Genomic DNA, 23,177 nt, shown 5'->3' with positions numbered 1-23,177 from the left:
CGTGTATCTAAAAAATACTTTTTAGATACACGCTTTATACTTTAAATATGGTTTCGATTTTATTCAGCTGCGCAGGCATCATATGCTTGACTATAAGCTAATAGACCTTCTTTAGTGTTTTTGTATTCGTTAGCCATAATTTTTCCTTTTACCGCTTCACATTCAGTACTTAGGGCTGCTAATTTTTTATTGAAGCCGAAAACAAAATCTTTGCTCATTGTAGATAAACCGTCTTCAGCATTGGTATACTTTAAAACATATTCTTTACCCATATGCTCGTACAATGAAACTTTGCTACCTTGGTAAATTGCTTTTGCGAATTTCGGAGCATTAGTTTTATCACTTGCAACTGACGATGCAAAATTTACAACTTCGTAAATATCACCTGTAGTTAATACAATCTGTTTACTGTCTATAGCAGCAACTTCTTGTGCTTTGTTATTTTCGTCTAACATTTGTATTGCTGCGCTCGCTTTCGTCAATTCATCAATAGCGACTGTTGTTTGTAAAGTATCGTTAGCGGCTGTTATTAAAAACGCAACTGCTTTTTCTGATTCTTCAGCTGGATCTTCTGCATATACAATTGCTACATCTGGCTCATTTGAAAGGTCTTCGGTAATAACTTCAAAATGTCTTGTTGAGATTTCATTTACGGTAAAATCGTTAATTAAATCTTCTGCACTATTATTCAGTCGCTTTCCGTCTTTTTTATCGTACTCGTTTGCGATAAGTAGATCGGAGTATTCCTTAATTTTTTCGGGTAGATCTAAGTTCAAATAGATTTTTGCAATATTGTAGTAACTCGCATAACGCACTTTTTTATGCTGCTTGTCATCTTCATTATATCTTGTTACAACGTCGTTGAAATAATCGATCCATGGTTGCGCTTCTATTAATAAATCGCCAACTGGTTGGTTATGCTGCATTTTTGAAAATATTGCCTTTAAAGATTCAGATGCTTCTTGGTGATTGGCAAATTCTGGGTGCTTCTTAGTAGCGATTATCCAGAAATGTTGTGATTGACTTAATGTTTTCGGTACATAACCGTATTTATAATTGATCTTACTATTTGTTTGGCTAATCATGCTATTGCGATGCTTAGTACGATATTTGTCTCGTATACTGTAGCGATTATTATTGTAGTAAGAGCTTGCCTTAGAATAGGTTTTGAATCCTGTACTAGAATAGTCGTCATTTTCAGAAAGTGTAAAAGAAGAGTTTTCGCCAGAATCGGAATTATTAATTGATATTGTAGCAGAAGAAGAATAACTACAAATTACGTCATATGTATACGTTGTTTTGGTTACGTTTCCTTCTTTGTCTTTTTCTTCGTGTTTATTTTTTTTGATATCTACATCACCTATTTCTGTACCATGAAAATTGAATCTAAAATCTAAGGTTCCGTTTTGTGCTACTCTAGAAAATCCTTCTAAAAAAATATTACGACTGCTTGAGGTAAAGGTTCTTTTTGAGTCATCTAGAATTGGTATTGAAGGTAAATCGACATATGAGACCTGAAAATATTCTCGGTCTAAATTTGCCCTTTGCCCTAACAGTTTAGTGGCAGAAAGGCAACAGATAATTACAAATAAACTTAGTACTTTTTTCATTGTGGTTATTTTGGTTGGTTATATGAAAATATTGAACATGAGCTATTACACTTTGTTTTAAAGTGGAACATTTACGTAAAATATACTTTGATAATATGTTGTACTTGAATAAAGATTAATGAAGTGTAGCTACTGCCGCACCAATAATACCTGCGTGATTTTGAAGCTTTGCGGGTATTACTTTTGTGTCGATTTTGATTTTAGATTTAAACTCATCAAAATCTTTTGAGGCGCCACCACCTAGAATAATTAAATCTGGTGATACGATCAATTCAACATATTCTAAAAAGGTGTTGAATCGTTTTCCCCATTTTTTATACGATAGTCCTTCACGGTCTTTTGCCGATCCAGCTGCCCATTTTTCTATTTTAGAATAACCTTTGTAAGGTATTTGTCCTAATTCGAAATTAGGTATCAATCTACCATCTAAAAACGCGCCACTACCTAATCCAGTGCCAATGGTGATCATAACAACGAATCCTTTTTCTCCTTTACCTGTACCGTAGTTCATGGTAGCGTAACCAGCAGCATCTGCATCGTTGATTACGGTAAAATCAAGTCCGGTTTTCTTTTCTAATAGCTCTTCGACATTTACACCTAACCAGCTTTTGTCAAGATTACCGGTAGCCTTACAGACTCCGTTCTTAATAATGGTAGGGAAACCACAGCCAACTTTGCCTTTGTAATCAAAATGTTTTACAATTTGGGCAATAACATCGGTCATTGCTTCTGGTGTTCTAGGTATGGGAGTGGGTATTCTATGGCGTTCAGAGATCATTTCTCCTGTTTCCGAATTAACTAATGCTCCTTTAATTCCAGAGCCACCTACATCAATACCTAGTAAAGTCATTTTGTGTTTTGTTATGAATTACAAAGAAACGAAAAAGAATCGGGTCTTTGAAGTGAGATTGTTTTTGTAAATATATACGTCATTTTTTGCTCATTTTAGAGCATAAAAAAAGGACCTTTTTAGGTCCTTTCTGTTTATTTTACATTGGCATTAGCAGCTCAACTATAGTGCTAACTTGAATTTCTTCATCATCTTCATCTAATTCAGAATCAACAATGAACGTGATCATAAATTGTTTGCCAACGAATTTTTGGCTGTTTAAATCGAACGCATTAGCAACATCATCTGTAATGTTGGTGAATTCAGCATTGTAACCTTCGCTATCAGAAAAAACATATGCGCCATCAACATAGCCTACATAAGTTCCGTTCATGGTGCTGGTTTCTTGACCATATGAGGTCAACGAAGAAACTGCTACGAACAATACTATTAAAAGTGATTTCATTTTTTTAATTGTTTAGTTAATTATAGATTTTTTTGTCCGTTTTTTAAGTCCTGTTTATGGACCTAAAAAGTTGATACAAATGAAATCTAATTAATTGAATAACGAATAATTTTATCATTTTATTATGAATCTTTTTTTTAATCTTAATCTACTGTAATTCAGTAGCGTATTTTTACTTTTTTGTGTTAAAATAATTTATTGTTAACGAATTAAGTAATCTTATTTGATAGTACCTTTGCTTCATAAAATAATAGAATTCAATTGAAAAATAATAAAATTAATTACCACCTTATTCCGCTTGTTGTTGTGCTCTTTACTTTGGTTCAAAGTACTAATGCACAATCTACTTTAACTACCGAAAATGTTCAAACATTAGTAGCGAAGTATAAAAGTGATATTCGAGGCCCTTATAAAGATATTCGTTGGTTTTGTTCGGACGGTAGCGTTCGTCAACCAAAAGATCCTTGTCCAGATAATATTGGTCCAGGGGTTCAGCATGCGCGCTACAAAGATGAAGTAGTCGCTTTGGGTAAAAGCAATCATATTTACTTTGGTCAAATTTTAGCGTATACGACTATTGATGAACTTTGGGATACCGACCACAACCATTCTCGTTTAAAACAATATCAGTTAGATAAGTATTTGCGATTGGTCGATGACGGATGGATCAATCAAAAAGGACAGTTTTATAGAGGTTCGGTTCAGGTAGAGGATGAAGAAGCTTGGGGAATCGATTTCTACAAATCGATTTTATCTAAAGATGCTGTCGTTGCCGATAACTTCTATTTTATTCGTCAGTCATTGAAAGATATTCCGCATAACGGCGATGATAATATAGCGCAACTCATGCGAAGCGAATCGAAAGTGATTTCAGATTTGTTCGTTCCTTTTATGGATCTAAGAACAAAAATTCATAGTCAGCCCGAGAAAACTGATATTCAAAAGGTAATCGATTTTAAAGCTAAGAATCAAAAATCGCTGACTACCGATTTGAATAAAAAGTTAGACGGACTTGTAGCGACAATGAATACGTTTTTTAAACCTGTAGATGTTCAATCATTATTGAATAAATCAAAATTGGTAAAAGGAACAATCTTAGGTGATAAGGTACAATCATTTGTAGATGGCAGTGCGAATAATGAAGCCCCTTCGTATTCAGTAAATGAAGCGGCACAGTTACTTTTAGAAATCAGAGAAGAGTTGCTAACCGAGAAGCGACCTTTGGCACGATTACAATTGCTTGATATTTCTTTAAAGTTAGAAGAGCTATTATTTCAAAATGCACCTAATTGGGAGCCTACAACGGTAAGCGGACAGTTAGAAAAAATATGTGCATTGACTACGGCATCGGTCGGTGCAGGATATTTAGAGCTATGGGAGTGGGAACAGATTTCTGGAGCCCTTAGTAAATTCAATCAAGATCAATTAAGCTTGGCAGAATTAACGCAGGTGTTAGAAACAGCTAGAGCAGCGGTAGAGTGGAGTGCAGCCATGGTAAAAACAAATTACCAAGAAGTTGTAAATACATATACTACGTTTGAACCAAAGGCTTATGCATTTATCGATGATAGAATTCGAGGTTCGGTAGCATTGCATTTAGGACAAAGTGTTGGTGAGTTGGGAGATTTTATTTCAAAAGAATCTGCCTTGACCAATAAAGTGATGGATGTTGCTAACCAAAGTACGTTTAGAGGATTGAACCCTGGCTATGCTTTTGGGGAGTTGGTCGTTGTAGATGGTTCGTCTGAAGATGTTGAAGTATCGGCAGATAAAATTTATATTTTTCAACGCTCACCGTCAGACTTAAAACCTGTTGCAGGTATTGCTACTGTAGCTGAAGGGAATATGGTATCGCACGTGCAATTATTAGCGCGAAATTTGGGCATACCAAATGCTGCATTATCTGATCAGAATCTTCAGAGTTTAAAGAAGTATAGTGGCGACCGTGTATTCTATGCAGTATCTAATAAAGGAAATGTTATTCTGAAACCAGAATCGCAGATGACGGATCAAGAACGCGGACTATTCGTAAAGAAAGAACGTAATACCGATAAGATTGAAGTGCCAGTTGAAAAGATTCAATTAGGCAATACCGATGTTTTGAACATGCGTGATGTTGATGCCAGTGATTCAGGAGCTTTATGCGGACCAAAAGCTGCCAACCTTGGTCAGTTGAAAAAGATGTTTCCTGAGCAGGTGGTTGAGGGGTTGGTGATTCCGTTCGGAATTTTCAGAGATCACATGGATCAGCAAATGCCTGGTGAAAATAGCTCGTATTGGGAATATTTGAATGCTATGTTCAAAGAAGCCGAGCGTATGCGAAATGCAGATGTGCCAGAGCCAGAAGTTGAGAATTATCAATTGCGACAATTAGAGACTTTAAGAGGTGCTATCAAAAAAATGCCGTTGAAAGAAGATTTTATGAATCAGCTTGAAAGCAAATTTAAATCTGTTCTTGGGTCGGACTTCGGAAAAATACCCGTGTTCTTGCGTAGCGATACCAATATGGAAGATTTGAAGGAGTTTACCGGTGCGGGATTAAACTTGACACTTTTTAATGTGTTGGATAAGGAGAAAGTTTTAGAAGGCATAAAAGATGTGTGGGCTTCACCATATACCGAGCGTAGCTTTAAATGGCGACAAGTATATTTGTTGAATCCTGAGAATGTATTTCCTTCTATTTTGGTCATACCAAGTGTAGATGTAGATTACTCTGGCGTATTAATTACAAAGGGGATTAATTCTGGTAACGACAAAGATTTAACTGTTGCTTTTAGTAGAGGAGCAGGTGGTGCTGTAGATGGTCAGTCCGCAGAAACCTATACTATATATGATAGTAATGGCTATCGTTTATTGGCACCCGCACGCGAGCCAATGTATAATACTTTACCTGCAACTGGCGGAACTGGCAAGAAAGTTGCCACGTTTCAAAACCGGGTGGTAAATGAAAGGAATATGAAAGATATTAAGACCTTGGCAAAAACTATTCGTGAAACCTTGCCTAAAGAAACAAATTCAGATTATGAAGGTGCTTACGATGTGGAGCTTGGTTTCAAAGAAGATAAATTATGGTTGTTTCAAATTAGACCATTTGTTGAGAATAAGAAAGCGTTGAGTTCTGGGTATCTAGAATCTATCACCCCGAAAATTAATACAGAGAAAGAAATTTCTTTAAGTACAAAATTGTAATATGAAAAAGATCTATTTGTTTTTAATTGCTTCGTTATTTTTTGTTTTCACTGGGTGCGATGCAGATGATGACGATGTTGTTGATGAAGAATTACCAGCGTCAACAATAGCAGGTTTTAATACATTTGGATGCCTCATTAATGAACAAGTCTATGTGCCTGAAAAAGGAAGTTTTTGTTTAGACTGTGCAGATGCACCTAAATTGCAATTAACGTATGGCGAAGTGTTTGGTGAGTATCGATTTTCTTTAGGAACATTCAATGACAAAGACGGTGACGTTTCTATTGCGCTAGAACTTTTTAATGGAGCTGAACCACTGACCGAAGGGTTGTATTCTCTTTCACAAACTACATTAGAAACGAATGATATGCCCATAGCTAATGCTACTTGTAGAATTAATAGCAAAATTAGCGGAGAAAAAATTGAATCAGAATTTTACTCTAATGAAAGCATTGGTGGAGTTTTAGAAATAATAAAAATTGATGAAGAGAAGAAGTTCATATCCGGAACTTTTTATTTTTCAGCAGTAGATGACAACGGTCAATTCGTTAATATAACCGACGGTCGTTTTGATGTTACGTATAAGAGTTTTTAAAAATTACTATTAATATAAGTATGAAGAAAATTATAGTATTACTAATTGTTGTGTTAAGTGCATCTGCATTTACAACATACAAATATTACCCAATTGACGGTTACGAGCTCACAGGTATTAAGCGTTTAAAGCGTTTAGAGATGATTAAAAACGGAGAGATCAAAGATGCATCTGCATTACCTGCTGGTGCCATGAAATCGTACAGCGATATTCAATTGAACTTGCTATCAAGAAAGAATGATAGCGCTATGGGATTAATGCAGGTGAACGAAGATTTTCAGAAAGAAATCAGTGCACTTTTCCGCGGATTGGATAAAAGTTATTCTCTTACTGTTTTAGATATATCTGACCCTGAGAATGTACGTTATGCCGAGCGAAATGAGACTGCAGGTTATCAGCCAGGTAGTGTTGGTAAATTGGCAGTCTTATTAGGATTGTTCACGCAGTTAGAGAAAATTTATCCGAATTCATTCGAAAAAAGAACGGAGCTGTTAAAAAATAAATCTGTCAAAGCTGGAGTTTGGGGATTAACTGATGAACATACCATTCCTATCTATAATATTGAAAAGAATACCTTGGTAAAGCGCCAGGTGATTGCTAGCGATGTGTTCTCATTATATGAATGGGCAGATCACATGTTATCGGTGAGTAATAACGGTGCAGCAAGTATTGTATGGAGAGAGGCACTTTTAATGGCGGCATTCGGAGATAAATATCCAGATTTGACACAAGAAGAAGCAGATGCTTATTTTAAAGAAACCCCTAAAAAGGAATTAACAGATTTAAGTAATGATGTTGTCAACTTGCCATTGCGGGACTTAGGTATTACATCAGATGAATGGCGATTGGGTAGTTTTTTCACTAGAGGTGCAAATACCTATGTAGGTGATAAAGGTGGTAGCATAGGTTCGCCACAAGGGTTAATGAAATTTTTGGTGCAGTTAGAACAAGGTAATGTGGTCGACGAAGCATCTAGTTTAGAAATGAAGCGATTAATGTACATGACCGATCGTAGAATTCGTTACGCGCAATCGCCAGTATTGAAAGATGCTGCTGTGTATTTTAAATCGGGCTCTTTATACAAATGTGATAGAAGTAAAGGGGAAACTTGTGGAAAATATATGGGGAACGTAACCAACTTTATGAACTCTGTTATCATTGTTGAGCATCCAGATAATTGCAGGTATATGGTGGTGTTAATGACAAATGTACTCCGTAAAAACTCTGCTAGTGATCATATGTATTTAGCGGGTAATATTGATAAAATTATACGAAAGGGGTAAATTTCGAACTTCTAATTCATTCTATGTAAATAACCTATTGCGCTATATGTCAATAGGTTATTTTTGTTTTAAGTAGTTTTTTATGTTTATGAATACTTAAGCTAAAGTTAAAAGTTTTTTTATATCAAAGCACTTGCTTAGTTTTGTAGTGTAATTAGAAATAATGGCACGTAAAAAACAATATAACGAAACCGAAGTCATAGAAAAGGCAATGCGCTTGTTCTGGCGTAATGGCTATGAAAGTACATCGGTTCGTATGTTAGAGAAAGAAATGGGTATCAACCAATTCTCTATTTATGCCAGTTTTAAAAACAAAGAAGGAGTTTTTTTAGAAAGTATAAAATTCTATAATACCCAATTAAAAAGCATTATCGATACATTAGAAAAATCTAATAATGGTGTGCTTGGTATTAAAGAATATTTTTTAGATTTTCTTGAGTTTTCTAGAGAAGGAGCCATCTTTAAAGGGTGTTTGGTTACCAATACGGTAAACGAAATAAAAGAAGATTCCAACCCCGTAATTATGGCGGCATTAAAACGCTTTTCTTTAAATATTAGAGAATTGTTTGTAAGGAATCTAAAACAAGACGACGAAAGGCATGTAAAAGATATAGAAGCACAAGCAGACTATTTAATGAATGCGCTTTTAGGACTTTCAATTTCTTCTAAAGTATTTAGTGAAGACCAGCTGAAAGACATTATTAAGATTACATTTTTACACTTATAACATTTTTTTTGAGCAATAACTAAGCAGTCGCTTAGATTTAACATAAATATAATAATTAATAGAAATAATAAGATTATGACAACTTTAAAAGTACACGACATTGAATCTGCACCAGAAGGTAGCAAAGGATTATTAGAGAACTCTCAAAAATCATTTGGTATGATCCCTGGTTTGCACGGTGTGTTGGCGGCTTCTCCACAAATTTTAGAAGCATACCAGACATTACATAAACTATTTACTGAAACTTCTTTTAACAACGATGAGTTGACAGTAGTATGGCAGACAATCAATGTAGAGCATGCTTGTCATTACTGTGTACCAGCGCACACGGGTATTGCTAAAATGATGAAGGTTGATGATGCTATTACAGAAGCATTACGTAACGAAACTCCTTTGGTAGATGAAAAATTAGAGGCTTTACGTACGTTCACATTAAGTGTTGTTCGTAACAGAGGTAATGTAACGCAAGAAGATTTAGATACTTTTTATGCAGCTGGTTATGGTGAGCAACAAGTATTGGAAATTATCTTAGGCTTATCTCAAAAAGTGATCAGTAACTACACAAACCATATTGCACATACGCCAGTAGACGCACCTTTTCAAGGTTTTGCATGGTCTAAATAATTGAGGTTTCAGTTTTTCCCCCGAAACCATATGTTGATTGAGTGATTATTTGTAGCCTTCCGTCTTTAGGCGGAAGGTTATTTAATTTTAATAAACTAAATACATCGAAATGAAAAAAATAGCAATAAACGGAATGGGGCGTATAGGTCGCGCTTCTTTAAAGGTGATTTTGGATACTCCAGAATTAGAGTTAGTGGCGGTAAACGATATCGTGTCTATAGAGAATATAGCTTATTTACTTAAGTATGATTCAGTTTATGGGATTTATGAAAAAGAGGTTTCTCATGATGATAACAACTTGATCATAGATGGTCAAAAAATTCAATACAACTCGCAACGTAATCCTGAAGATTTACCTTGGGCAGAACATCATATTGATGTAGTTATTGAAAGTACTGGTTTCTTTACCAAAAGCGAAGACGCTAAAAAACACATTAAAGCAGGTGCTAAATCTGTTATTATTTCTGCACCAACAAAAAGTGAGGACATACCAACGGTAGTTCATGGTGTAAATACGGAAGCTGGAGAAACTAACATATTTTCATGTGCTAGTTGTACAACAAATAACATAAGTCCTGTTGTTGAGATTTTAAGTCGTAGAATTGGTATTAAGAAAGCTATCATGACTACGGTACATGCCTATACGGCATCGCAAGGTATTGTAGATTCTCCATCACAGAAGAACTTAAGAATGGGGCGTGCCGGTGCGGCGAATATAGTACCAACATCTACTGGTGCAGCAATTGCAACCACTAAAGCTTTGCCAGGTTTAGCCGGTAAATTTGATGGTGTTGCTTTACGTGTTCCTATTCCGGTAGGTTCAATGTCCGATTTAACATTTGTAATGGAACATGATATTACACCAGAAGCTATTAATGCTATTTTTAGGGAAGAAGCGGCTACTAAAAGATATCAGAACGTTCTTGCTACAACAGATCAGCCTTTGGTATCTTCTGATATTGTGAAAAATCCGCATGCGTCAACTGTTGATTTAGGTATGACTAGAGTCGTAGATGGCGATTTATTAAAAGTGATGACCTGGTATGATAACGAATGGGGATTCACCAATCAAATGATTCGTCAAATTTTATCAGAAAACTAAAATAAACGAGGTAGCGTTTCTTGATTGAATAGAACCGCTACTTTTTCAACTTTAAAAACTCAGAAAATGATAAAGGTATCTGTAATGTATCCGAACAGCAAAGGCGTAAAGTTCGATACGGAATATTATAAAAATGCACACTTGCCAATGGTTCAAAAACTAGTGGGTAGTGCTTTGAAAGGATTGGAATTGGATCTTGGTGTTGGTGGCAGAGCGCCAGGCGAAGCTGCACCCTATGTAGCTATTGCTCATTTAAAGTTTGAGGATGTAGCTTCATTTCAAGCGGCATTTGGTCCGCATGCGGCAACCTTTGCAGATGATGTAAAGAACTATACCAATGTACAAGGTGAAATTCAGATTAGCGACTTGGTAACATTTTAAATTATGAAAGAAAAATTAAAAATAGATATTGTATCTGATGTAGTATGCCCTTGGTGTGCTATTGGGTATAAGCGTTTAGAGAAAGCGATTACGGAACTTGGTATTGAAGATCAAGTAGAAATAGAATGGCAACCTTTTGATTTAAACCCTGGTATGCCACCTGAGGGACAAAATGTAACCGAGCATATTACAGAAAAATACGGTTCTACGTTAGAGCAACAACAAGCGTCGCAACAGAACATGACGGAGATAGGAGAGGAGCTTGGCTTTAAATTCGATTATTTTGATGAAATGCGCATGGCTAATACATTTGATGCTCATGTATTATTGGATTATGCTAAAGAGTTTGACAAGCAGACCGAACTGAAATTGCGATTAATGAATTCATTTTTTGGTGAGCGAAAAGATGTGTCTGACAGAGAAATATTAAAAGAAGCTTTGGTAGCTGTAGGTTTAAATGCAGATGAAGCATTGGCTAGGTTAGATAATGAAGAAGCAAGATTTGAGGTAAGAAACAAACAGGGCGAATGGAAGAATATGGGTGTAAACTCTGTGCCTACTATCGTCTTTAATATGAAAAGTGCAGTAACAGGTGCACAACCCGTTTCTACTTTTAAACAAATACTTGGCGAACTAATTGCCGATTAATAAAAATATAAATTCGTCTATCATGAGCACAACTAATAAAGGAGAACTAGATGCATTATTAGCTGTAAAACGCCAAGAAGCAGCTGTGAAGTTTACCGATGAGAAAAAGCAAACCTATGCTGAGGGTATTAGTAGTGTTGCGGCATCTGGTGTATTGGAAAATGCACTCAATGTCAATAGTAAAGCAACTAACTTCACCTTGAAAAATGCATCGGGCAAATCGGTTTCTTTGTATGAGGAACTTAAAAACGGACCTGTAGTTGTTACTTGGTATAGAGGTGGCTGGTGTCCGTATTGTAACATCACACTACACTATTTGCAAGAAAATCTACCTGAATTTCAAAAAGCAGGTGCTACCTTAATCGCTCTTACACCAGAGTTGCCAGATAACTCGTTAAGCACTGCAGAAAAGAATTCGTTGGCGTTTTCTGTTTTGAGCGATGTTGGTAATGTTGTTGGCAAAGAATATGGAGTAGTATATACGTTAACCGAAGACGTTGCTGCAATGTATGAAGCAGGTTTTGGTTTGAGTAAGGTAAATGGAGATCATAGTAATGAACTACCATTGGCTGCGACTTATGTGATTGATACCGATGCCATTATACAATATGCATTTTTAGACGCAGATTATACCGAAAGAGCAGAAGTGTCAGAAATATTGACGGCTTTAGAAAAGCTGAAATAGTATAAGCAACTAGTTAACCACCAATAATTATGAATATGAACAAAATAATCTATTACGTAGCTACAGGTATTTTTACCTTGGTAATACTGTTTTCTGCAGGTATGTATTTTTTTAATCATGAATATATTAAAGGAGCCTTTACTAGTTTGGGCTACCCAACATATTTAATTTACCCTTATGCTACGGCAAAGTTATTTGGTTTGTTTGCTATCTGGAACCCTAGGTTTCATGTTATAAAAGAGTGGGCATACTCCGCATTTTTCTTTGCGGTTACCTTAGCATTTTTTGCACACATTATGGTAAGTGATGGAGAACAAATGGCAGCTGTAATTGCTTGGGTGGCATTGGTAGTTTCTTATATCTTTAGTAAAAAAATATAAATACAATTAAAAACAACTAGGGTTATGGATAATACTACGAAACATAAAAATTCAAAAACTATCAGGCCTAAAGTGTTGTTTTTTGATGTCAACGAAACGCTTTTAGATCTTACTAAAGTTAAAAAAGAAGTAGGCAAAGCATTAGGCGGAAGAGAAGATTTACTCTCTCTTTGGTTTACGACAATGTTGCAGTATTCATTAGTGACTTCGGCTAGTGGTCAATACAAGCCATTTGGTCATATTGGTGCTGCTGCATTGCAAATGGTAGCTGCAAATCATAATATAAACCTGGCGGAAGCAGATGCGCGTAAAACCATTTCTGAGTCTATGGGCAATCTACCACCGCATCCTGAGGTTAAGGAAGCGCTTGCACAATTAAAAAACGCCGGATACAAATTAGTAGCATTCACCAATTCATCTAAAGACGGATTAAAAAAGCAATTTGAAAATGCCGGATTGACCAAGTATTTTGATGAAATGCTAAGCGTAGAACCAACGGGAAAATTCAAACCCTTTACAGATACGTACGCATGGGGAGCAAAGCAAATGGGCTTAGAAGTAGAAGAGTGTATGCTCATTGCAGCCCATGGCTGGGATGTTGCTGGAGCACTTTGGGCAGGTTGGCGAGCAGCGTTTATTGGTAGACCTGGTCAACAAGAATATCCGTTAGCTCCAAAAACAGAAATTATAGTATCTGACTTAAAAAAAGCAGCAGATATTTTAGTGACTTACAGCTAAAATTTCGACCATTTCATTTTCAAATAAAAAAGCATCTTAGAATATGTATCTTTGGCGTACCATTAACTAAAGAAAGTATTTCATGTTTAAAAGAACACTATTTGTTGCCCTAATTGCACTTACCCTAACATCTTGTTGGAAAGATAAAAGTCCCGAAGACCTTATTCGTTTAAAAGATAAATTCAAGTCTCAAGTCGACGATTTTGAGAATAAGAAAGAGACCGCGAACAAAAATGTAAATAAAGGTCTAGAATCTCTAAACGCTTTAAAAAGCGCTTTGGAAGATACCAAGAATGAAGATAAGGAATTCGCCAAGGTATATGGAGATTGGGAAAAAGTAGATCGTAGAGTTAATAACTTGAATAAGGAGTACGAAGACTTAAAAGAGAAAGCTTCCAATCTGTTCACGGCAATGGAGACACAGACCAATAGCCTAAATGATGAAAAGAGTAAAAAAACACTCTTGGGTGCTATAGAAAAGGCACGAACCAAATACAACGCAACATTAGCGAATACTTCTACGGCTATAGAAAAATTAAGGTTGTTGCATGGCGATGCCGTTGAGGTCGTTAAAGCATTAGAAGTGGCTGCTGCGCTTAACTCTTTCGATAATATCAATGATCAAATGAAAAGCATAGAAGGTCGTGTAGACGGTATCATGCAAGAATTGAACGTTGCCGTTGTAGAGAGTAAGAAATTATACGAGAAGAAAATCACCGAATTGGGAGAGGAGTAGTTCCATTCTCTTTAGAATCAATTACAGCCAGCATCCTAAAATGCTGGCTTTTTTTATGAGCTATTTTTAAGGCTTAAGCATTATTTGTAATGTAGAAGTGTTGATTTTTTTTGATTCATCAAAAAATATATCATTTTAAGAATATGTAGTTGATATTTTTTTTGCTAAAGTGTTATTTGCTTTTAAATCAACTGTATAGCTTGATTTTAATTGAAAATTGTATCTTTCTTAGTTATAATGTCAATTGCACTTATTTGTGTGTTATGCTCAATATAATTTGATGATTACAGAAAAGAAAATATTAAAGACTGGAGAACATATTAAATCTGCCTATGAAATTTCAACAAGATTTGTTGAGTTTCATGAACGGTTTAATATTCAAGTACCATATCAAGTATTTTTGGATACTGAATCTAATGAAGAACTTAAAATATCAAAGCCAATTCTGACTGCTATCACACATTTTGAAAATATTGATGAAGAAATGATTTCACGGATATCAAAGGAAGCCCTTAGTCATTATGAAAGATGTATTGAAACAATAGACTTTGGAATTGCTACTGAAGAATTGAGGTTGAAATATAATGACGATTTGAAGCAAATAAATCACCAGCACTTCAATATTAATTCGACTGAATCAGCATTTGAAAATTTAAAACCGATTGAAGTATTGATAACCCAAAAAAAAGATGAAAATCAAAACGAATATGTTATATCATGTTGGCAGTTTGATGTGCCTTGGGAAAGTGAGCATGGAATGGTTATTCATCTGAAGGATGGAGAAATCACCTTAGTTGAATAGAAAGAGAGCATAACACGGTATATAGCAAATAGGGCGTTTAGTGGTTTACGAAAGTTCAGTGCTATTTACAAACACTGCCAAATCGTTGATTTGGCTTTTAAAATGAATAAGATAAAAACAAAATACAACGATTTGGCTCAGAGCAAACCCGAAAGTTTATCCCTTTCTACTGCCCTACTTGCCATATACTAACCGTTGTGCTTCATTAGGTACGATATACAAACATCCTTTACAGAGTTATAGAAACATCGTTTACACTTTTTAAGTTGCATTTGAAACCAAAATTCAGATGCTATGCCTTGGAAAGAATCAACGATTATGGAACAAAAAATTGAATTTATCTGTGAATGGCGAACTGGAAAATATACCATCACGGAGCTTTGCCGAGTCTTTGAGATATCAAGGCCAACGGCTTACAAAATCATTGCCCGCTTTGAAAACGAAGGCTATGAAGGGCTTAGGGAACTCTCCAGAAAACCGCGTAGCCCACACCCTAATGCCACCAATGGGAAAGTAGTGGGCCAAATTCTTAAATTGAAAGAAAAACACAAGGCATGGGGCGCTAAAAAATTGCACACCTTGTTGTATAAAGATTTCCCCGATGATTTGATACCATCTGTCTTGACCGTTCATAACATCCTGAAAAAACACGGTCTGGTATCGCCTCAAAAACGACTTAGAAGAGTGAAGCCCGTACATCCCATTTTCGACCCCGAAGAGTGTAATGAAGTGTGGAGTGCAGACTACAAAGGGAAGTTCTTGATGGGCAACAAAATCTACTGTCACCCACTGACCATTGCAGATTCCAAAAGCCGATTTGTATTTACGGCCAAAGGTCATTACAAAGAAAACCTTGCATCGGCAAAGGCAGAGTTTAAAAGGGTTTTTAGAAAATTTGGTATCCCTGGACAAATACATACCGACAATGGAAGTCCTTTTGGTTCGGTTGCCGCGATACAAAGATTTACCCGACTCTCCTATTGGTTCATTGAACTGGGCATCATGCCCGTGTTTTCAGATCCGGCACACCCTGAACAGAACGGACGACATGAACGTATGCACCGCGATTTAAAAGCCGCTTGTGCCAAGCCTTCAGCTTATGACCTAAAAGCACAACAAAGGCGCTTTTTTTGTTCCATAATCGTTGATTCTTTCCAAGGCATAGCATCTGAATTTTGGTTTCAAATGCAACTTAAAAAGTGTAAACGATGTTTCTATAACTCTGTAAAGGATGTTTGTATATCGTACCAAATGGCATACAACGGTTGAGCTATGAACAGTACGGGAGCAAACCAGCGTTTGCTTTCCGCCACGCACATAGCGAAATCTTATTGTTTTGATTTATTTTTTCCTGTCCAGAGCAAAATCCATAAGATTTTGCGGTCTTCATAAAAATACGCAAACCCTGCGAATACCCCCGAACCCCGTATTGTTTATAGGTTGTGTTGTAAACAGTTTTTATCAATACCGTTGGACCACAGAATCATTTTCAATATTCATTGATTTACCGTATATGTTGATAATCCATTTTGAGTGCTTTGCATATTCTATTTCAATTTCGCTGCCAATTTGCATTTTATTAAATATATAATCCTTCACATCATAACTTTTAGAATTTTCAAAGAATAGTCTATATTTAGTTTCGTCAGTGACGTTGCTATCGCCTGAAGAACGGATAACAATAATTTCTTTATCTATTATTTTGGTCTTAACTATAATTTTTATTTTCTCCCTTTGGTCTTTTTCCTTTTTTTGACTAAAAAAGTCTTGCCAAAAACCTAAAACCCCTAAAAATCCAATGATTCCGCATAGAACTTTCACGAATATGATATCTCTGTCCCATAAATAGTACAGTAGAGAGAATCCCACAACCATTAATATGATAGACATTTTCAAAGATGATGTACTATTATATTGTAGTTTTTTAAGGTCATTACCCTTCATTTTCCTTTCTACTTCCTGCATATTTTTGTACTTCTTAAAGAGTATTTTGACAATAACTTTAATAAATAGTTTGTTTGTCGCTTTTATCGAAAAGGTCAAAATTGTTTACAACGGTTGGGCTAAGCGTAGTGCGGTCGTAAGGAAACTTTTCGTTTCCGTCAGCGCACGAAGCTAAAGCTTATTGTTTAGTTTTATTTTTTCTTGTCCAAAGCTAAATCCATAAGATTTAGCGACTTCATAAATATACGCAAACCTTTCGTTTAAGCCCTTATGTCCGCATTACGTTTAGGCATTGTTGGCACAAGTTTTTTTGCGTGCTACTACTCGCGTTTTGCTTGGTGAAAATTTCACTGCCATTTTATTCGAGTGAAGTCCATCAGCCCAAACTTGCTTAGAAGTCCATTCGCACATTAGTTGCGTTTAATTAAGTTGTCCATTCCGCCATAAAATCACGTTTAGTTTGTCCAAACTAATATTATTACGATAAACATGAATACACCTAAAATATCAGGTAATCTTTCAATCAAATCAAGATATAAAGGAGTAGTATTGTCAGATTTTGGTATGAAGGACTTAAATATGCTTTTGAAAAAATCAGTAACTAGGGGAAACATAAATTTCAACCATAAATATGATAAAGCTAAAACTATCGTAATTATAATTTTATTGGTTAAGTCCACTTTTTAAAATTTGTGCCAACGGTTTAGCTAAGCGTAGTGGGGGAGCGGGAATGCAATTCCCGTTGCGCCACGGCGCGCAGCAAAATCTTTTTGTTTTGTTTTAATTTTTCCTGTCCAAAGCAAAATCCCAAAGATTTTGCGACTCAATAAAAATACGCAAACGCTGCGAATAAATACCTTAGCCCACATTACGTTTAGGTTTTGTTAGCAAACGTATTTTACTCGTTTTATTTCTCTAATTTTTTGGTTTGTTCAATATGTTTTTTAATATCCCGACGGTCATTCTTTTTTTATCAGATAGCGTTCGTCCCATGTATAGAGTGGCTCGGTTTTTTCTAGCCTTTTAACAATGTCTTTTATCTTTTTAAAATCTTTAATAGCCCACTTATCATTCGGGTTTTCTTCTAAATAATCCACATAAGATTGGATTAACACCTGAACATAATTTTGATATTTTGGGTGGTTACACAACTTCCAAATAATAACCTTTTTCTCAACACCATCTCCACAAAATATATCCTGAATAAAAATAGGGTCATCTGTTTCTAAAAAAGGTATAAAATCTCTTATGTCTTGCCAATAATTAAAAAAAGGAATTGCCTTTTGTGTTATATATTGTTTTAATAATTCACAAGCTTTTTCAACACCTTCTTCGTCTACTAAGCTAATTGGTAATTGATTTAACATTTTCATATCAATTACGTTATCAAATAGGTGTTGCATGCAAGTATCATCAATCATATAATTGGAATACTTGTCATATTCTGACTTGAAAAAACTTTGAACGGTTTGATCATTAAAAAAAGTAGTAATGTTTTTTATTTCATCATCTTTTATATAAACCATTATGCCTTTAATGGTAATATCATTTTCTTTAACAAATAACATTCCTAAATCATTTCTGTGAACGGCTCTAAAATCATTTTTAGTGATATTGTAAACTATATTTTCAATCGAATTTATATATGGTTTCATATTGTAAGTTTCTAATTAAATTCCTTTATGGTTTGTGTTATCTGTTGCAATAGCATCAGTTTGAACATCAAGGTGTTTGGGTTCGTTGGTTTTAAACTTATCAATTAGCTGGCTTCTTTGGTTTGTAGTCCATGTCACGGTATCGGTCAATGGTAAAGGTTCTTGGTATATGTTTGCTAACGGTATTGTATATGAAAAGTAGCGGGTTTTAAGCAATAATATTTCAGTTTAACAATGACTCTAATTTATTCATTTTCTTTAGATTAAGCGACTAAATTGCTATTTTTTATATACCTTGTTGGCAACTGGCTTTATCCTATTGTTGGTCCAATAAAAAAATCACAGTAAAAGTAAAGCTTATTACTGTGATTTTTATTAATAACCCTTTTAGAGATTTAAATTATAAATTAGGATAATTATCCACTTTAAAAAAACCTGTTATATCTTTTAATCTATTATTTTCAACCATCGCAAAACTAGAACCATCATCAGCAATTTCACTCTTTTTATTTAGCATATCCCATTTTACTAGATTTCTATCGTGATGAGAAACTATTTTTGTTGGGGTAAAGGTTGTTCCAGGAAATTGTTCTTGAAACTGACTTATATAATCGGATATTTGAGCAAGACCTTTTGCCTCAAAAAGCGGGTCTGTATATTTAAAATCATCAGCTAATATCTTTTGTAATTCTTGATCTCTTTCATTGCGATTAGTTATTGTCCAACTTTTGCACCAACCATTCCATAATTCTTTAATATCTGTCATTTTTGTTTTTTTATGTTATTTTTAAAATTCTTGTATTGTAGGGCGAATTACTAGTTCGTTAATATCTACATCTGCAGGTTGTTCAATAGCGTAGGCAACAGCTTTTGCAATGGAAATTGCAGGAATAGCATCTTTGTAAACTTGCTGTATAAATTGTGAAGTTGCTTCATCTGAGCTTCCTAATTGTAATTCAGAATCTATTAAACCAGGTGTTAATATGGTTGTTCTAATAACCTTACCAACCTCTTTCCTCAATCCTTCACTTATGGCACGTACTGCATATTTAGTTCCACTATAGACTGCTCCGCCTGGACTTACATTTAATCCAGCAACAGATGCTAAATTGATAAAGTGACCCGATTTTTGTTTTTCAAATTCTGGTAAGGCAGCAGCAATACCGTATAACACACCTTTTATGTTAACATCGATCATACTATCCCATTCGTTAATTTTTAAGGCACTTAATGGTGCTAGAGGCATAATACCTGCATTATTGACCATAACATCAATTTTGCCAAAACTGTCAATTGCTTTTTTTATCAAAGCTTTTACATCATCTGCATTGGTAACATCTGTTCTTAAAATTTCAACAGTACCTCCATTTTTTTTAATTTCTGAAGCCACTTTTTCTAATTTTTCAACCCTACGAGCACCTATTACTACTTTAGCTCCTTTTTCTGCCAAATAATGAGCTGTAGCTTCTCCTAATCCGCTACTTCCTCCTGTAATGACTACTACTTTGCCTGCTATATTATTGTTCATTTTATTTTACTTTTGTTTCTAATAAATATTCCATTTTGTAAGCCTGTAATGAGCCATCTTGTATTGGCTGTGTCAACTCATTAACTTTATCGGCTCCAAATGGCAATCCAACAGTAGTACGTGTTGGTCTAGAGCCTTGTGGCATTTCAGCAAGTTTCAAATAGGCTTCAGAAACTAAACTTGGCTGTGGTATGTCTTCAGATTGCATTAGGGTTGAGAACCCTTCAACCATACCATTAAAAATTGATTGTAGTTCTGAATTTTCGGCTACAATTTCTGTTCTAGCTTCAGGTGAAAATGAGTGTGCTAAATTTGTTGCGAATGGTCCTGGTTCAACTAAAATGGTTTCAATGCCAGTAGGAGCCAATTCATATTTTAAACTTTGCGTGTATGCCTCTACAGCAGCTTTAGATGCTCCGTAAGTTGCTGCAAAAGGTGCAAATACTCTACCATACGCAGATGTTGTATTAATGATTAGCCCTTTTCCTGCTTTACGCATACTTGGGAGTATGGCTTGTGTTGTTCTAATTACGCCATAATAATTTACATTCATTAAATCATTTGCTTGTTCTATACTAAATGCTTCTGCAATCCCCATATGCATAATACCGGCATTGTTTATCAATACATCTATATCTCCTGCTTCATCAAGAATAGTATCAATAGCCTTGCTAACAGACGCGTCTGTTGAAACATCCATACTTACTACCTTAATATTAGAAGAGTAATCTTCTAACTCTTTTTTAATTGGCTCATTTTTTTGAGACGTTCTCATAGTTGCGTAAACTGTATAGTTGTTATCAGCAAAATGTTTCGCTGATAATAATCCAAATCCACTACTACTACCTGTTATTATTACTTTTTTCATTTTAAAAATTTTAATTATTACTTGTAATTCGCAAGCAAAAATATTTAGATTACTTTTATTATGCAAGTAAAAATTAAATTAATTTCATTTTGCAAGTAAAAAAAATAGAAATTGTATCTTTGCAATCAATTAATAAATACATTCGATATAATGGGACATAAATTCAGATGTAATTGCCCAATTACTGTTGCACTTGATGTTATTGGCGATAAATGGGCATTAGTTATTGTTAAACAAATATTGACTGAAGGAAAAAAAACTTTTAAAGATTTTATTGAAAGTGAAGAAGCTATTGCTACTAACATATTGTCTTCAAGATTAAAAATGCTTGAAGAATTTAAGATTATCACAAAAGATAAACTGCCAGATAATAAAAAAGCAAATATTTATACTTTAACCGAAAAAGGTGTTGACTTGATGCCAATAATTGCGGAATTATCTATTTGGAGTGATAAACACGTTAGAGAGTTTCATCCAGAATTGTATTCTGGCGATACGCTTGATATTGTAAAAAACAATAAAGAAGCTTTTATTAAAAAGACAATTGAAGACTATAAGTCAGAAAATTGGAAATGGAGCGAAGTTTAATTTATAGTCATACTTAATAATTCGAAGAGCTAATTTAATCTATGGGTTGTGAGATTTTTCAGCTTGTTGCCAACGGTTTAGCTAAGCGTAGTGCGGTTGAAAGGAAACTTTTCGTTTCCGTCTACGCACGAAGCTAAAGCTTATTGTTTTGATTTATTTTTTCTTTTCTAAAGCTAAATCCATAAGATTTTGCGACTTCATAAATATACACAGACCTTTCGGTTTTGCCCTAAAGTCCGCATTACGTTTAGGTTTTGTTGTAAAACGTTATTTTCCGTACACTTTCGGTATAAGTTTTTTACACTCAGTATCAAGTCCATTTGCGTTTTGATTTTCAGTTCCATTTGGGCTTAATTTTCATTTTCGTTTTTAAGACTTCTTCTTAGTCCATTGTTTAATTTGCCAAAATACTGCTGATATTGAAATTGTTAGTAATAGACTATTTATGATTATTAAGAATATATTATTTGAAACATCCAATTGACTTTCTTCCATTGTTGCATAATTGTCTTCTAAAATGGGATGATGCCAAACCCAAATTGAATCATTACTTGATGAATAAACCGTACTGTCCTTATTTGTTACGTTTAAGAAATGATTGAAGTCTTTTTTTTGTTTTTCAGTAGAAAAAAGGACATCTCGGTAATCTAGCAAACTTAAATAATCTCTTTTATTGTGGTAATAAATATAGTAATGACTTGCTCCAGGTCCATCTATATTTGAAGTTTGGATACGAATTGAATCAATTTTTACTTTTTCCTTTACAAATTCAGTTTGATGAATTAGCTCCTTTGTTTCTTTTTTAATTGTGATGAAATAAAATGGCGAAAAAGTAATTACCAATAGAACAATAAAAACAAGAATAACCTTAGTGAATTTTTTTAGATTCATTGTCTATTTTGATGAGTGGCATAATGTTTTACAACGGTCAGGCTAAGCGTAGTGCGGTAGTAAGGAAACTTTTCGTTTCCGTCTACGCACGAAGCTAAAGCTTATTGATTAGTTTTATTTTTTCTTGTCCAAAGCTAAATCCATAAGATTTAGCGACATCATAAATATACACAGACCTTTTGGTTTTGCCCTTAAGTCCGCATTACGTTTAGGTATTGTTGTAAAACGTTTTTTTAATACTGCTTTTCCTCAATTAATTCTCCAGTCCTAGAATAGATTTTCCAGACTCCTATTTTTTTATTCCCAATCATTTTGCCCTCTTTCTTTAGATACATACTATCTAATTTCATTGAATAGTTATAGAATTTGTCATTACTTATGACTTTAGTTTTTTCGTCCACACGTAACAACTCTTCCAAATCGGAGGTTTCCGAATCAATTTCAAAGGTTGTTGATTCGCTACAAAGTCCACCAAAGTTCAAATAACATTTTTGAGATAACAAATTTCCAAATCGGTCAAATTTGGCTTTCATTTTCACTTGTCCATTCCTGTAATACTGATAGTAATCTCTAAAATAGTAGTCGGCAGAATAATCCCCAACTTTGTATGTTAAAACAGTTCCCTTTTCCTTTAACTCTCCGTTTTTGTATAGCTCTTCAAAATTTATAGTATCTGTTGCAATCAACTTTTCAGTCAAAATTTTGTACTCCTTAGAATATTGAGAGAATGAACAAAAGGTGATAAAAACTGTAAATATGATTGTGGTTATAAATTTCATTAAAATGTTCGTTAATATACATGGTTTACAAAAGTTATAGATTAGAGTTTACACTAAATTAGTTTCTAACCTCACTGATTGTTCTTTTTTTCTAAATACATGTTCATCAAAGTAACCTAAAAATACATT

Annotated in this window: 26 protein-coding genes; 15 read left to right on the top strand and 11 right to left on the bottom strand. The window is 34.7% G+C overall.

From position 1 onward, the window contains the following. Window positions 1-59: 59 nt before the first annotated feature. From ACJJVT_RS12160 to ACJJVT_RS12150, 3 genes are all read right to left on the bottom strand, one after another. Window positions 60-1,610, bottom strand: coding sequence for a hypothetical protein (locus ACJJVT_RS12160; protein WP_405399009.1), 1,551 nt, complete (start codon window positions 1,608-1,610; stop codon window positions 60-62). A gap of 115 nt (window positions 1,611-1,725) precedes the next feature. Then, a complete protein-coding gene (gene ppgK, locus ACJJVT_RS12155) occupies window positions 1,726-2,460 on the bottom strand; it encodes a polyphosphate--glucose phosphotransferase (RefSeq protein WP_405399008.1) in 735 nt (244 codons plus the stop codon). Between the two features lie 139 nt (window positions 2,461-2,599). Beyond that, window positions 2,600-2,905, bottom strand: a complete 306-nt coding sequence (locus tag ACJJVT_RS12150) for a hypothetical protein (protein ID WP_405399007.1) — start codon at window positions 2,903-2,905, stop codon at window positions 2,600-2,602. A 1,023-nt stretch (window positions 2,906-3,928) separates the two neighbouring features. Here ACJJVT_RS12150 and ACJJVT_RS12145 point away from each other — a divergent pair. The 14 genes from ACJJVT_RS12145 (at window position 3,929) to ACJJVT_RS12080 (ending at window position 16,064) form a co-directional block, all read left to right on the top strand. Continuing rightward, entirely contained in the window at window positions 3,929-6,094 is a 2,166-nt protein-coding gene (locus tag ACJJVT_RS12145; protein ID WP_405401038.1) for a PEP/pyruvate-binding domain-containing protein, read from the top strand. A 1-nt stretch (window position 6,095) separates the two neighbouring features. Continuing rightward, the gene (locus tag ACJJVT_RS12140; protein ID WP_405399005.1) at window positions 6,096-6,689 is read left to right on the top strand and encodes a hypothetical protein; all 594 of its coding nucleotides are present in this window, start codon (window positions 6,096-6,098) and stop codon (window positions 6,687-6,689) included. 20 nt (window positions 6,690-6,709) lie between these two features. Further along, the gene (locus ACJJVT_RS12135; RefSeq protein WP_405399003.1) at window positions 6,710-7,972 is read left to right on the top strand and encodes a serine hydrolase; all 1,263 of its coding nucleotides are present in this window, start codon (window positions 6,710-6,712) and stop codon (window positions 7,970-7,972) included. 163 nt (window positions 7,973-8,135) lie between these two features. Next, window positions 8,136-8,699, top strand: a complete 564-nt coding sequence (locus tag ACJJVT_RS12130) for a TetR/AcrR family transcriptional regulator (protein ID WP_405399002.1) — start codon at window positions 8,136-8,138, stop codon at window positions 8,697-8,699. Window positions 8,700-8,774: 75 nt separating this feature from the next. Beyond that, window positions 8,775-9,323 carry a carboxymuconolactone decarboxylase family protein gene (locus ACJJVT_RS12125; protein ID WP_405399001.1) on the top strand — a complete coding sequence of 183 codons (549 nt, stop codon included), beginning with the start codon at window positions 8,775-8,777 and terminating at the stop codon, window positions 9,321-9,323. 109 nt (window positions 9,324-9,432) lie between these two features. Continuing rightward, window positions 9,433-10,425 carry a type I glyceraldehyde-3-phosphate dehydrogenase gene (gap, locus tag ACJJVT_RS12120; protein WP_405399000.1) on the top strand — a complete coding sequence of 331 codons (993 nt, stop codon included), beginning with the start codon at window positions 9,433-9,435 and terminating at the stop codon, window positions 10,423-10,425. Window positions 10,426-10,491: 66 nt separating this feature from the next. Next, window positions 10,492-10,806, top strand: coding sequence for an EthD family reductase (locus ACJJVT_RS12115; RefSeq protein WP_405398999.1), 315 nt, complete (start codon window positions 10,492-10,494; stop codon window positions 10,804-10,806). A gap of 3 nt (window positions 10,807-10,809) precedes the next feature. Next, complete coding sequence (locus ACJJVT_RS12110) at window positions 10,810-11,454, top strand: DsbA family oxidoreductase (RefSeq protein ID WP_405398998.1); 645 nt, start codon at window positions 10,810-10,812, stop codon at window positions 11,452-11,454. A gap of 22 nt (window positions 11,455-11,476) precedes the next feature. Continuing rightward, entirely contained in the window at window positions 11,477-12,139 is a 663-nt protein-coding gene (locus ACJJVT_RS12105; RefSeq protein WP_405398996.1) for a peroxiredoxin-like family protein, read from the top strand. Window positions 12,140-12,174: 35 nt separating this feature from the next. Further along, window positions 12,175-12,519: a DoxX family protein gene (locus tag ACJJVT_RS12100; protein ID WP_405398995.1), complete on the top strand. Its 345-nt coding sequence runs from the start codon at window positions 12,175-12,177 to the stop codon at window positions 12,517-12,519. A gap of 24 nt (window positions 12,520-12,543) precedes the next feature. After that, window positions 12,544-13,257: a haloacid dehalogenase type II gene (locus ACJJVT_RS12095; RefSeq protein WP_405398993.1), complete on the top strand. Its 714-nt coding sequence runs from the start codon at window positions 12,544-12,546 to the stop codon at window positions 13,255-13,257. An 82-nt stretch (window positions 13,258-13,339) separates the two neighbouring features. After that, window positions 13,340-13,993: a hypothetical protein gene (locus ACJJVT_RS12090; protein ID WP_405398992.1), complete on the top strand. Its 654-nt coding sequence runs from the start codon at window positions 13,340-13,342 to the stop codon at window positions 13,991-13,993. Between the two features lie 280 nt (window positions 13,994-14,273). Next, a complete protein-coding gene (locus tag ACJJVT_RS12085) occupies window positions 14,274-14,795 on the top strand; it encodes a DUF6985 domain-containing protein (RefSeq protein ID WP_405398990.1) in 522 nt (173 codons plus the stop codon). 294 nt (window positions 14,796-15,089) lie between these two features. Next, on the top strand, window positions 15,090-16,064 hold the full coding sequence (locus ACJJVT_RS12080; protein ID WP_405398988.1) for a helix-turn-helix domain-containing protein: 975 nt from the start codon (window positions 15,090-15,092) through the stop codon (window positions 16,062-16,064). Between the two features lie 192 nt (window positions 16,065-16,256). On the opposite strand, the gene ACJJVT_RS12075 is transcribed toward ACJJVT_RS12080, so the two are convergent. The 6 genes from ACJJVT_RS12075 to ACJJVT_RS12050 all read right to left on the bottom strand — a co-directional run bounded on the left by ACJJVT_RS12075 (window position 16,257) and on the right by ACJJVT_RS12050 (window position 20,790). Continuing rightward, on the bottom strand, window positions 16,257-16,760 hold the full coding sequence (locus ACJJVT_RS12075; RefSeq protein ID WP_405398986.1) for a hypothetical protein: 504 nt from the start codon (window positions 16,758-16,760) through the stop codon (window positions 16,257-16,259). A gap of 938 nt (window positions 16,761-17,698) precedes the next feature. Beyond that, window positions 17,699-18,394, bottom strand: coding sequence for a hypothetical protein (locus ACJJVT_RS12070; RefSeq protein ID WP_405398984.1), 696 nt, complete (start codon window positions 18,392-18,394; stop codon window positions 17,699-17,701). A 15-nt stretch (window positions 18,395-18,409) separates the two neighbouring features. Beyond that, window positions 18,410-18,610 carry a hypothetical protein gene (locus tag ACJJVT_RS12065; protein WP_405398983.1) on the bottom strand — a complete coding sequence of 67 codons (201 nt, stop codon included), beginning with the start codon at window positions 18,608-18,610 and terminating at the stop codon, window positions 18,410-18,412. 184 nt (window positions 18,611-18,794) lie between these two features. Next, a complete protein-coding gene (locus ACJJVT_RS12060) occupies window positions 18,795-19,160 on the bottom strand; it encodes a nuclear transport factor 2 family protein (RefSeq protein ID WP_405398981.1) in 366 nt (121 codons plus the stop codon). A 21-nt stretch (window positions 19,161-19,181) separates the two neighbouring features. Further along, window positions 19,182-19,922, bottom strand: coding sequence for an SDR family oxidoreductase (locus tag ACJJVT_RS12055; protein WP_405398979.1), 741 nt, complete (start codon window positions 19,920-19,922; stop codon window positions 19,182-19,184). A 1-nt stretch (window position 19,923) separates the two neighbouring features. Then, window positions 19,924-20,790 carry an SDR family oxidoreductase gene (locus ACJJVT_RS12050; protein WP_405398977.1) on the bottom strand — a complete coding sequence of 289 codons (867 nt, stop codon included), beginning with the start codon at window positions 20,788-20,790 and terminating at the stop codon, window positions 19,924-19,926. Window positions 20,791-20,940: 150 nt separating this feature from the next. Here ACJJVT_RS12050 and ACJJVT_RS12045 point away from each other — a divergent pair, with 150 nt between their 5' ends. Next, window positions 20,941-21,378 (top strand): winged helix-turn-helix transcriptional regulator, encoded by a 438-nt coding sequence (locus tag ACJJVT_RS12045; protein WP_405398976.1) that lies wholly within the window; start codon window positions 20,941-20,943, stop codon window positions 21,376-21,378. Between the two features lie 369 nt (window positions 21,379-21,747). Here ACJJVT_RS12045 and ACJJVT_RS12040 read toward each other — a convergent pair whose 3' ends face one another. Together ACJJVT_RS12040 and ACJJVT_RS12035 are read right to left on the bottom strand one after the other, a co-directional pair. Further along, window positions 21,748-22,269: a hypothetical protein gene (locus ACJJVT_RS12040; protein WP_405398974.1), complete on the bottom strand. Its 522-nt coding sequence runs from the start codon at window positions 22,267-22,269 to the stop codon at window positions 21,748-21,750. A 233-nt stretch (window positions 22,270-22,502) separates the two neighbouring features. Continuing rightward, window positions 22,503-23,048, bottom strand: coding sequence for a hypothetical protein (locus ACJJVT_RS12035; protein WP_405398972.1), 546 nt, complete (start codon window positions 23,046-23,048; stop codon window positions 22,503-22,505). Window positions 23,049-23,177: the final 129 nt, after the last annotated feature.

The sequence above is a fragment of the Maribacter sp. Asnod2-G09 genome (assembly GCF_045063795.1).
Taxonomy (GTDB): domain Bacteria; phylum Bacteroidota; class Bacteroidia; order Flavobacteriales; family Flavobacteriaceae; genus Maribacter.
This window is presented reverse-complemented; position numbering and strand designations above follow the sequence as displayed.

Bases quoted from the DNA above. Each gene is read 5' to 3' on its own strand.
- ACJJVT_RS12105 (WP_405398996.1), top strand. From the start codon at position 11,477: ATGAGCACAACTAATAAAGGAGAACTAGATGCATTATTAGCTGTAAAA.
- ACJJVT_RS12150 (WP_405399007.1), bottom strand. From the start codon at position 2,905: ATGAAATCACTTTTAATAGTATTGTTCGTAGCAGTTTCTTCGTTGACC.
- ACJJVT_RS12075 (WP_405398986.1), bottom strand. From the start codon at position 16,760: ATGCAGGAAGTAGAAAGGAAAATGAAGGGTAATGACCTTAAAAAACTA.
- ACJJVT_RS12160 (WP_405399009.1), bottom strand. From the start codon at position 1,610: ATGAAAAAAGTACTAAGTTTATTTGTAATTATCTGTTGCCTTTCTGCC.
- ACJJVT_RS12100 (WP_405398995.1), top strand. From the start codon at position 12,175: ATGAACAAAATAATCTATTACGTAGCTACAGGTATTTTTACCTTGGTA.
- ACJJVT_RS12110 (WP_405398998.1), top strand. From the start codon at position 10,810: ATGAAAGAAAAATTAAAAATAGATATTGTATCTGATGTAGTATGCCCT.
- ACJJVT_RS12060 (WP_405398981.1), bottom strand. From the start codon at position 19,160: ATGACAGATATTAAAGAATTATGGAATGGTTGGTGCAAAAGTTGGACA.
- ACJJVT_RS12145 (WP_405401038.1), top strand. From the start codon at position 3,929: ATGAATACGTTTTTTAAACCTGTAGATGTTCAATCATTATTGAATAAA.
- ACJJVT_RS12135 (WP_405399003.1), top strand. From the start codon at position 6,710: ATGAAGAAAATTATAGTATTACTAATTGTTGTGTTAAGTGCATCTGCA.
- ACJJVT_RS12125 (WP_405399001.1), top strand. From the start codon at position 8,775: ATGACAACTTTAAAAGTACACGACATTGAATCTGCACCAGAAGGTAGC.
- ACJJVT_RS12045 (WP_405398976.1), top strand. From the start codon at position 20,941: ATGGGACATAAATTCAGATGTAATTGCCCAATTACTGTTGCACTTGAT.
- ACJJVT_RS12115 (WP_405398999.1), top strand. From the start codon at position 10,492: ATGATAAAGGTATCTGTAATGTATCCGAACAGCAAAGGCGTAAAGTTC.
- ACJJVT_RS12130 (WP_405399002.1), top strand. From the start codon at position 8,136: ATGGCACGTAAAAAACAATATAACGAAACCGAAGTCATAGAAAAGGCA.
- ACJJVT_RS12140 (WP_405399005.1), top strand. From the start codon at position 6,096: ATGAAAAAGATCTATTTGTTTTTAATTGCTTCGTTATTTTTTGTTTTC.
- ACJJVT_RS12040 (WP_405398974.1), bottom strand. From the start codon at position 22,269: ATGAATCTAAAAAAATTCACTAAGGTTATTCTTGTTTTTATTGTTCTA.
- ACJJVT_RS12085 (WP_405398990.1), top strand. From the start codon at position 14,274: ATGATTACAGAAAAGAAAATATTAAAGACTGGAGAACATATTAAATCT.
- ACJJVT_RS12035 (WP_405398972.1), bottom strand. From the start codon at position 23,048: ATGAAATTTATAACCACAATCATATTTACAGTTTTTATCACCTTTTGT.
- gap (WP_405399000.1), top strand. From the start codon at position 9,433: ATGAAAAAAATAGCAATAAACGGAATGGGGCGTATAGGTCGCGCTTCT.
- ACJJVT_RS12050 (WP_405398977.1), bottom strand. From the start codon at position 20,790: ATGAAAAAAGTAATAATAACAGGTAGTAGTAGTGGATTTGGATTATTA.
- ACJJVT_RS12070 (WP_405398984.1), bottom strand. From the start codon at position 18,394: ATGAAACCATATATAAATTCGATTGAAAATATAGTTTACAATATCACT.
- ACJJVT_RS12080 (WP_405398988.1), top strand. From the start codon at position 15,090: ATGCCTTGGAAAGAATCAACGATTATGGAACAAAAAATTGAATTTATC.
- ACJJVT_RS12090 (WP_405398992.1), top strand. From the start codon at position 13,340: ATGTTTAAAAGAACACTATTTGTTGCCCTAATTGCACTTACCCTAACA.
- ppgK (WP_405399008.1), bottom strand. From the start codon at position 2,460: ATGACTTTACTAGGTATTGATGTAGGTGGCTCTGGAATTAAAGGAGCA.
- ACJJVT_RS12095 (WP_405398993.1), top strand. From the start codon at position 12,544: ATGGATAATACTACGAAACATAAAAATTCAAAAACTATCAGGCCTAAA.
- ACJJVT_RS12055 (WP_405398979.1), bottom strand. From the start codon at position 19,922: ATGAACAATAATATAGCAGGCAAAGTAGTAGTCATTACAGGAGGAAGT.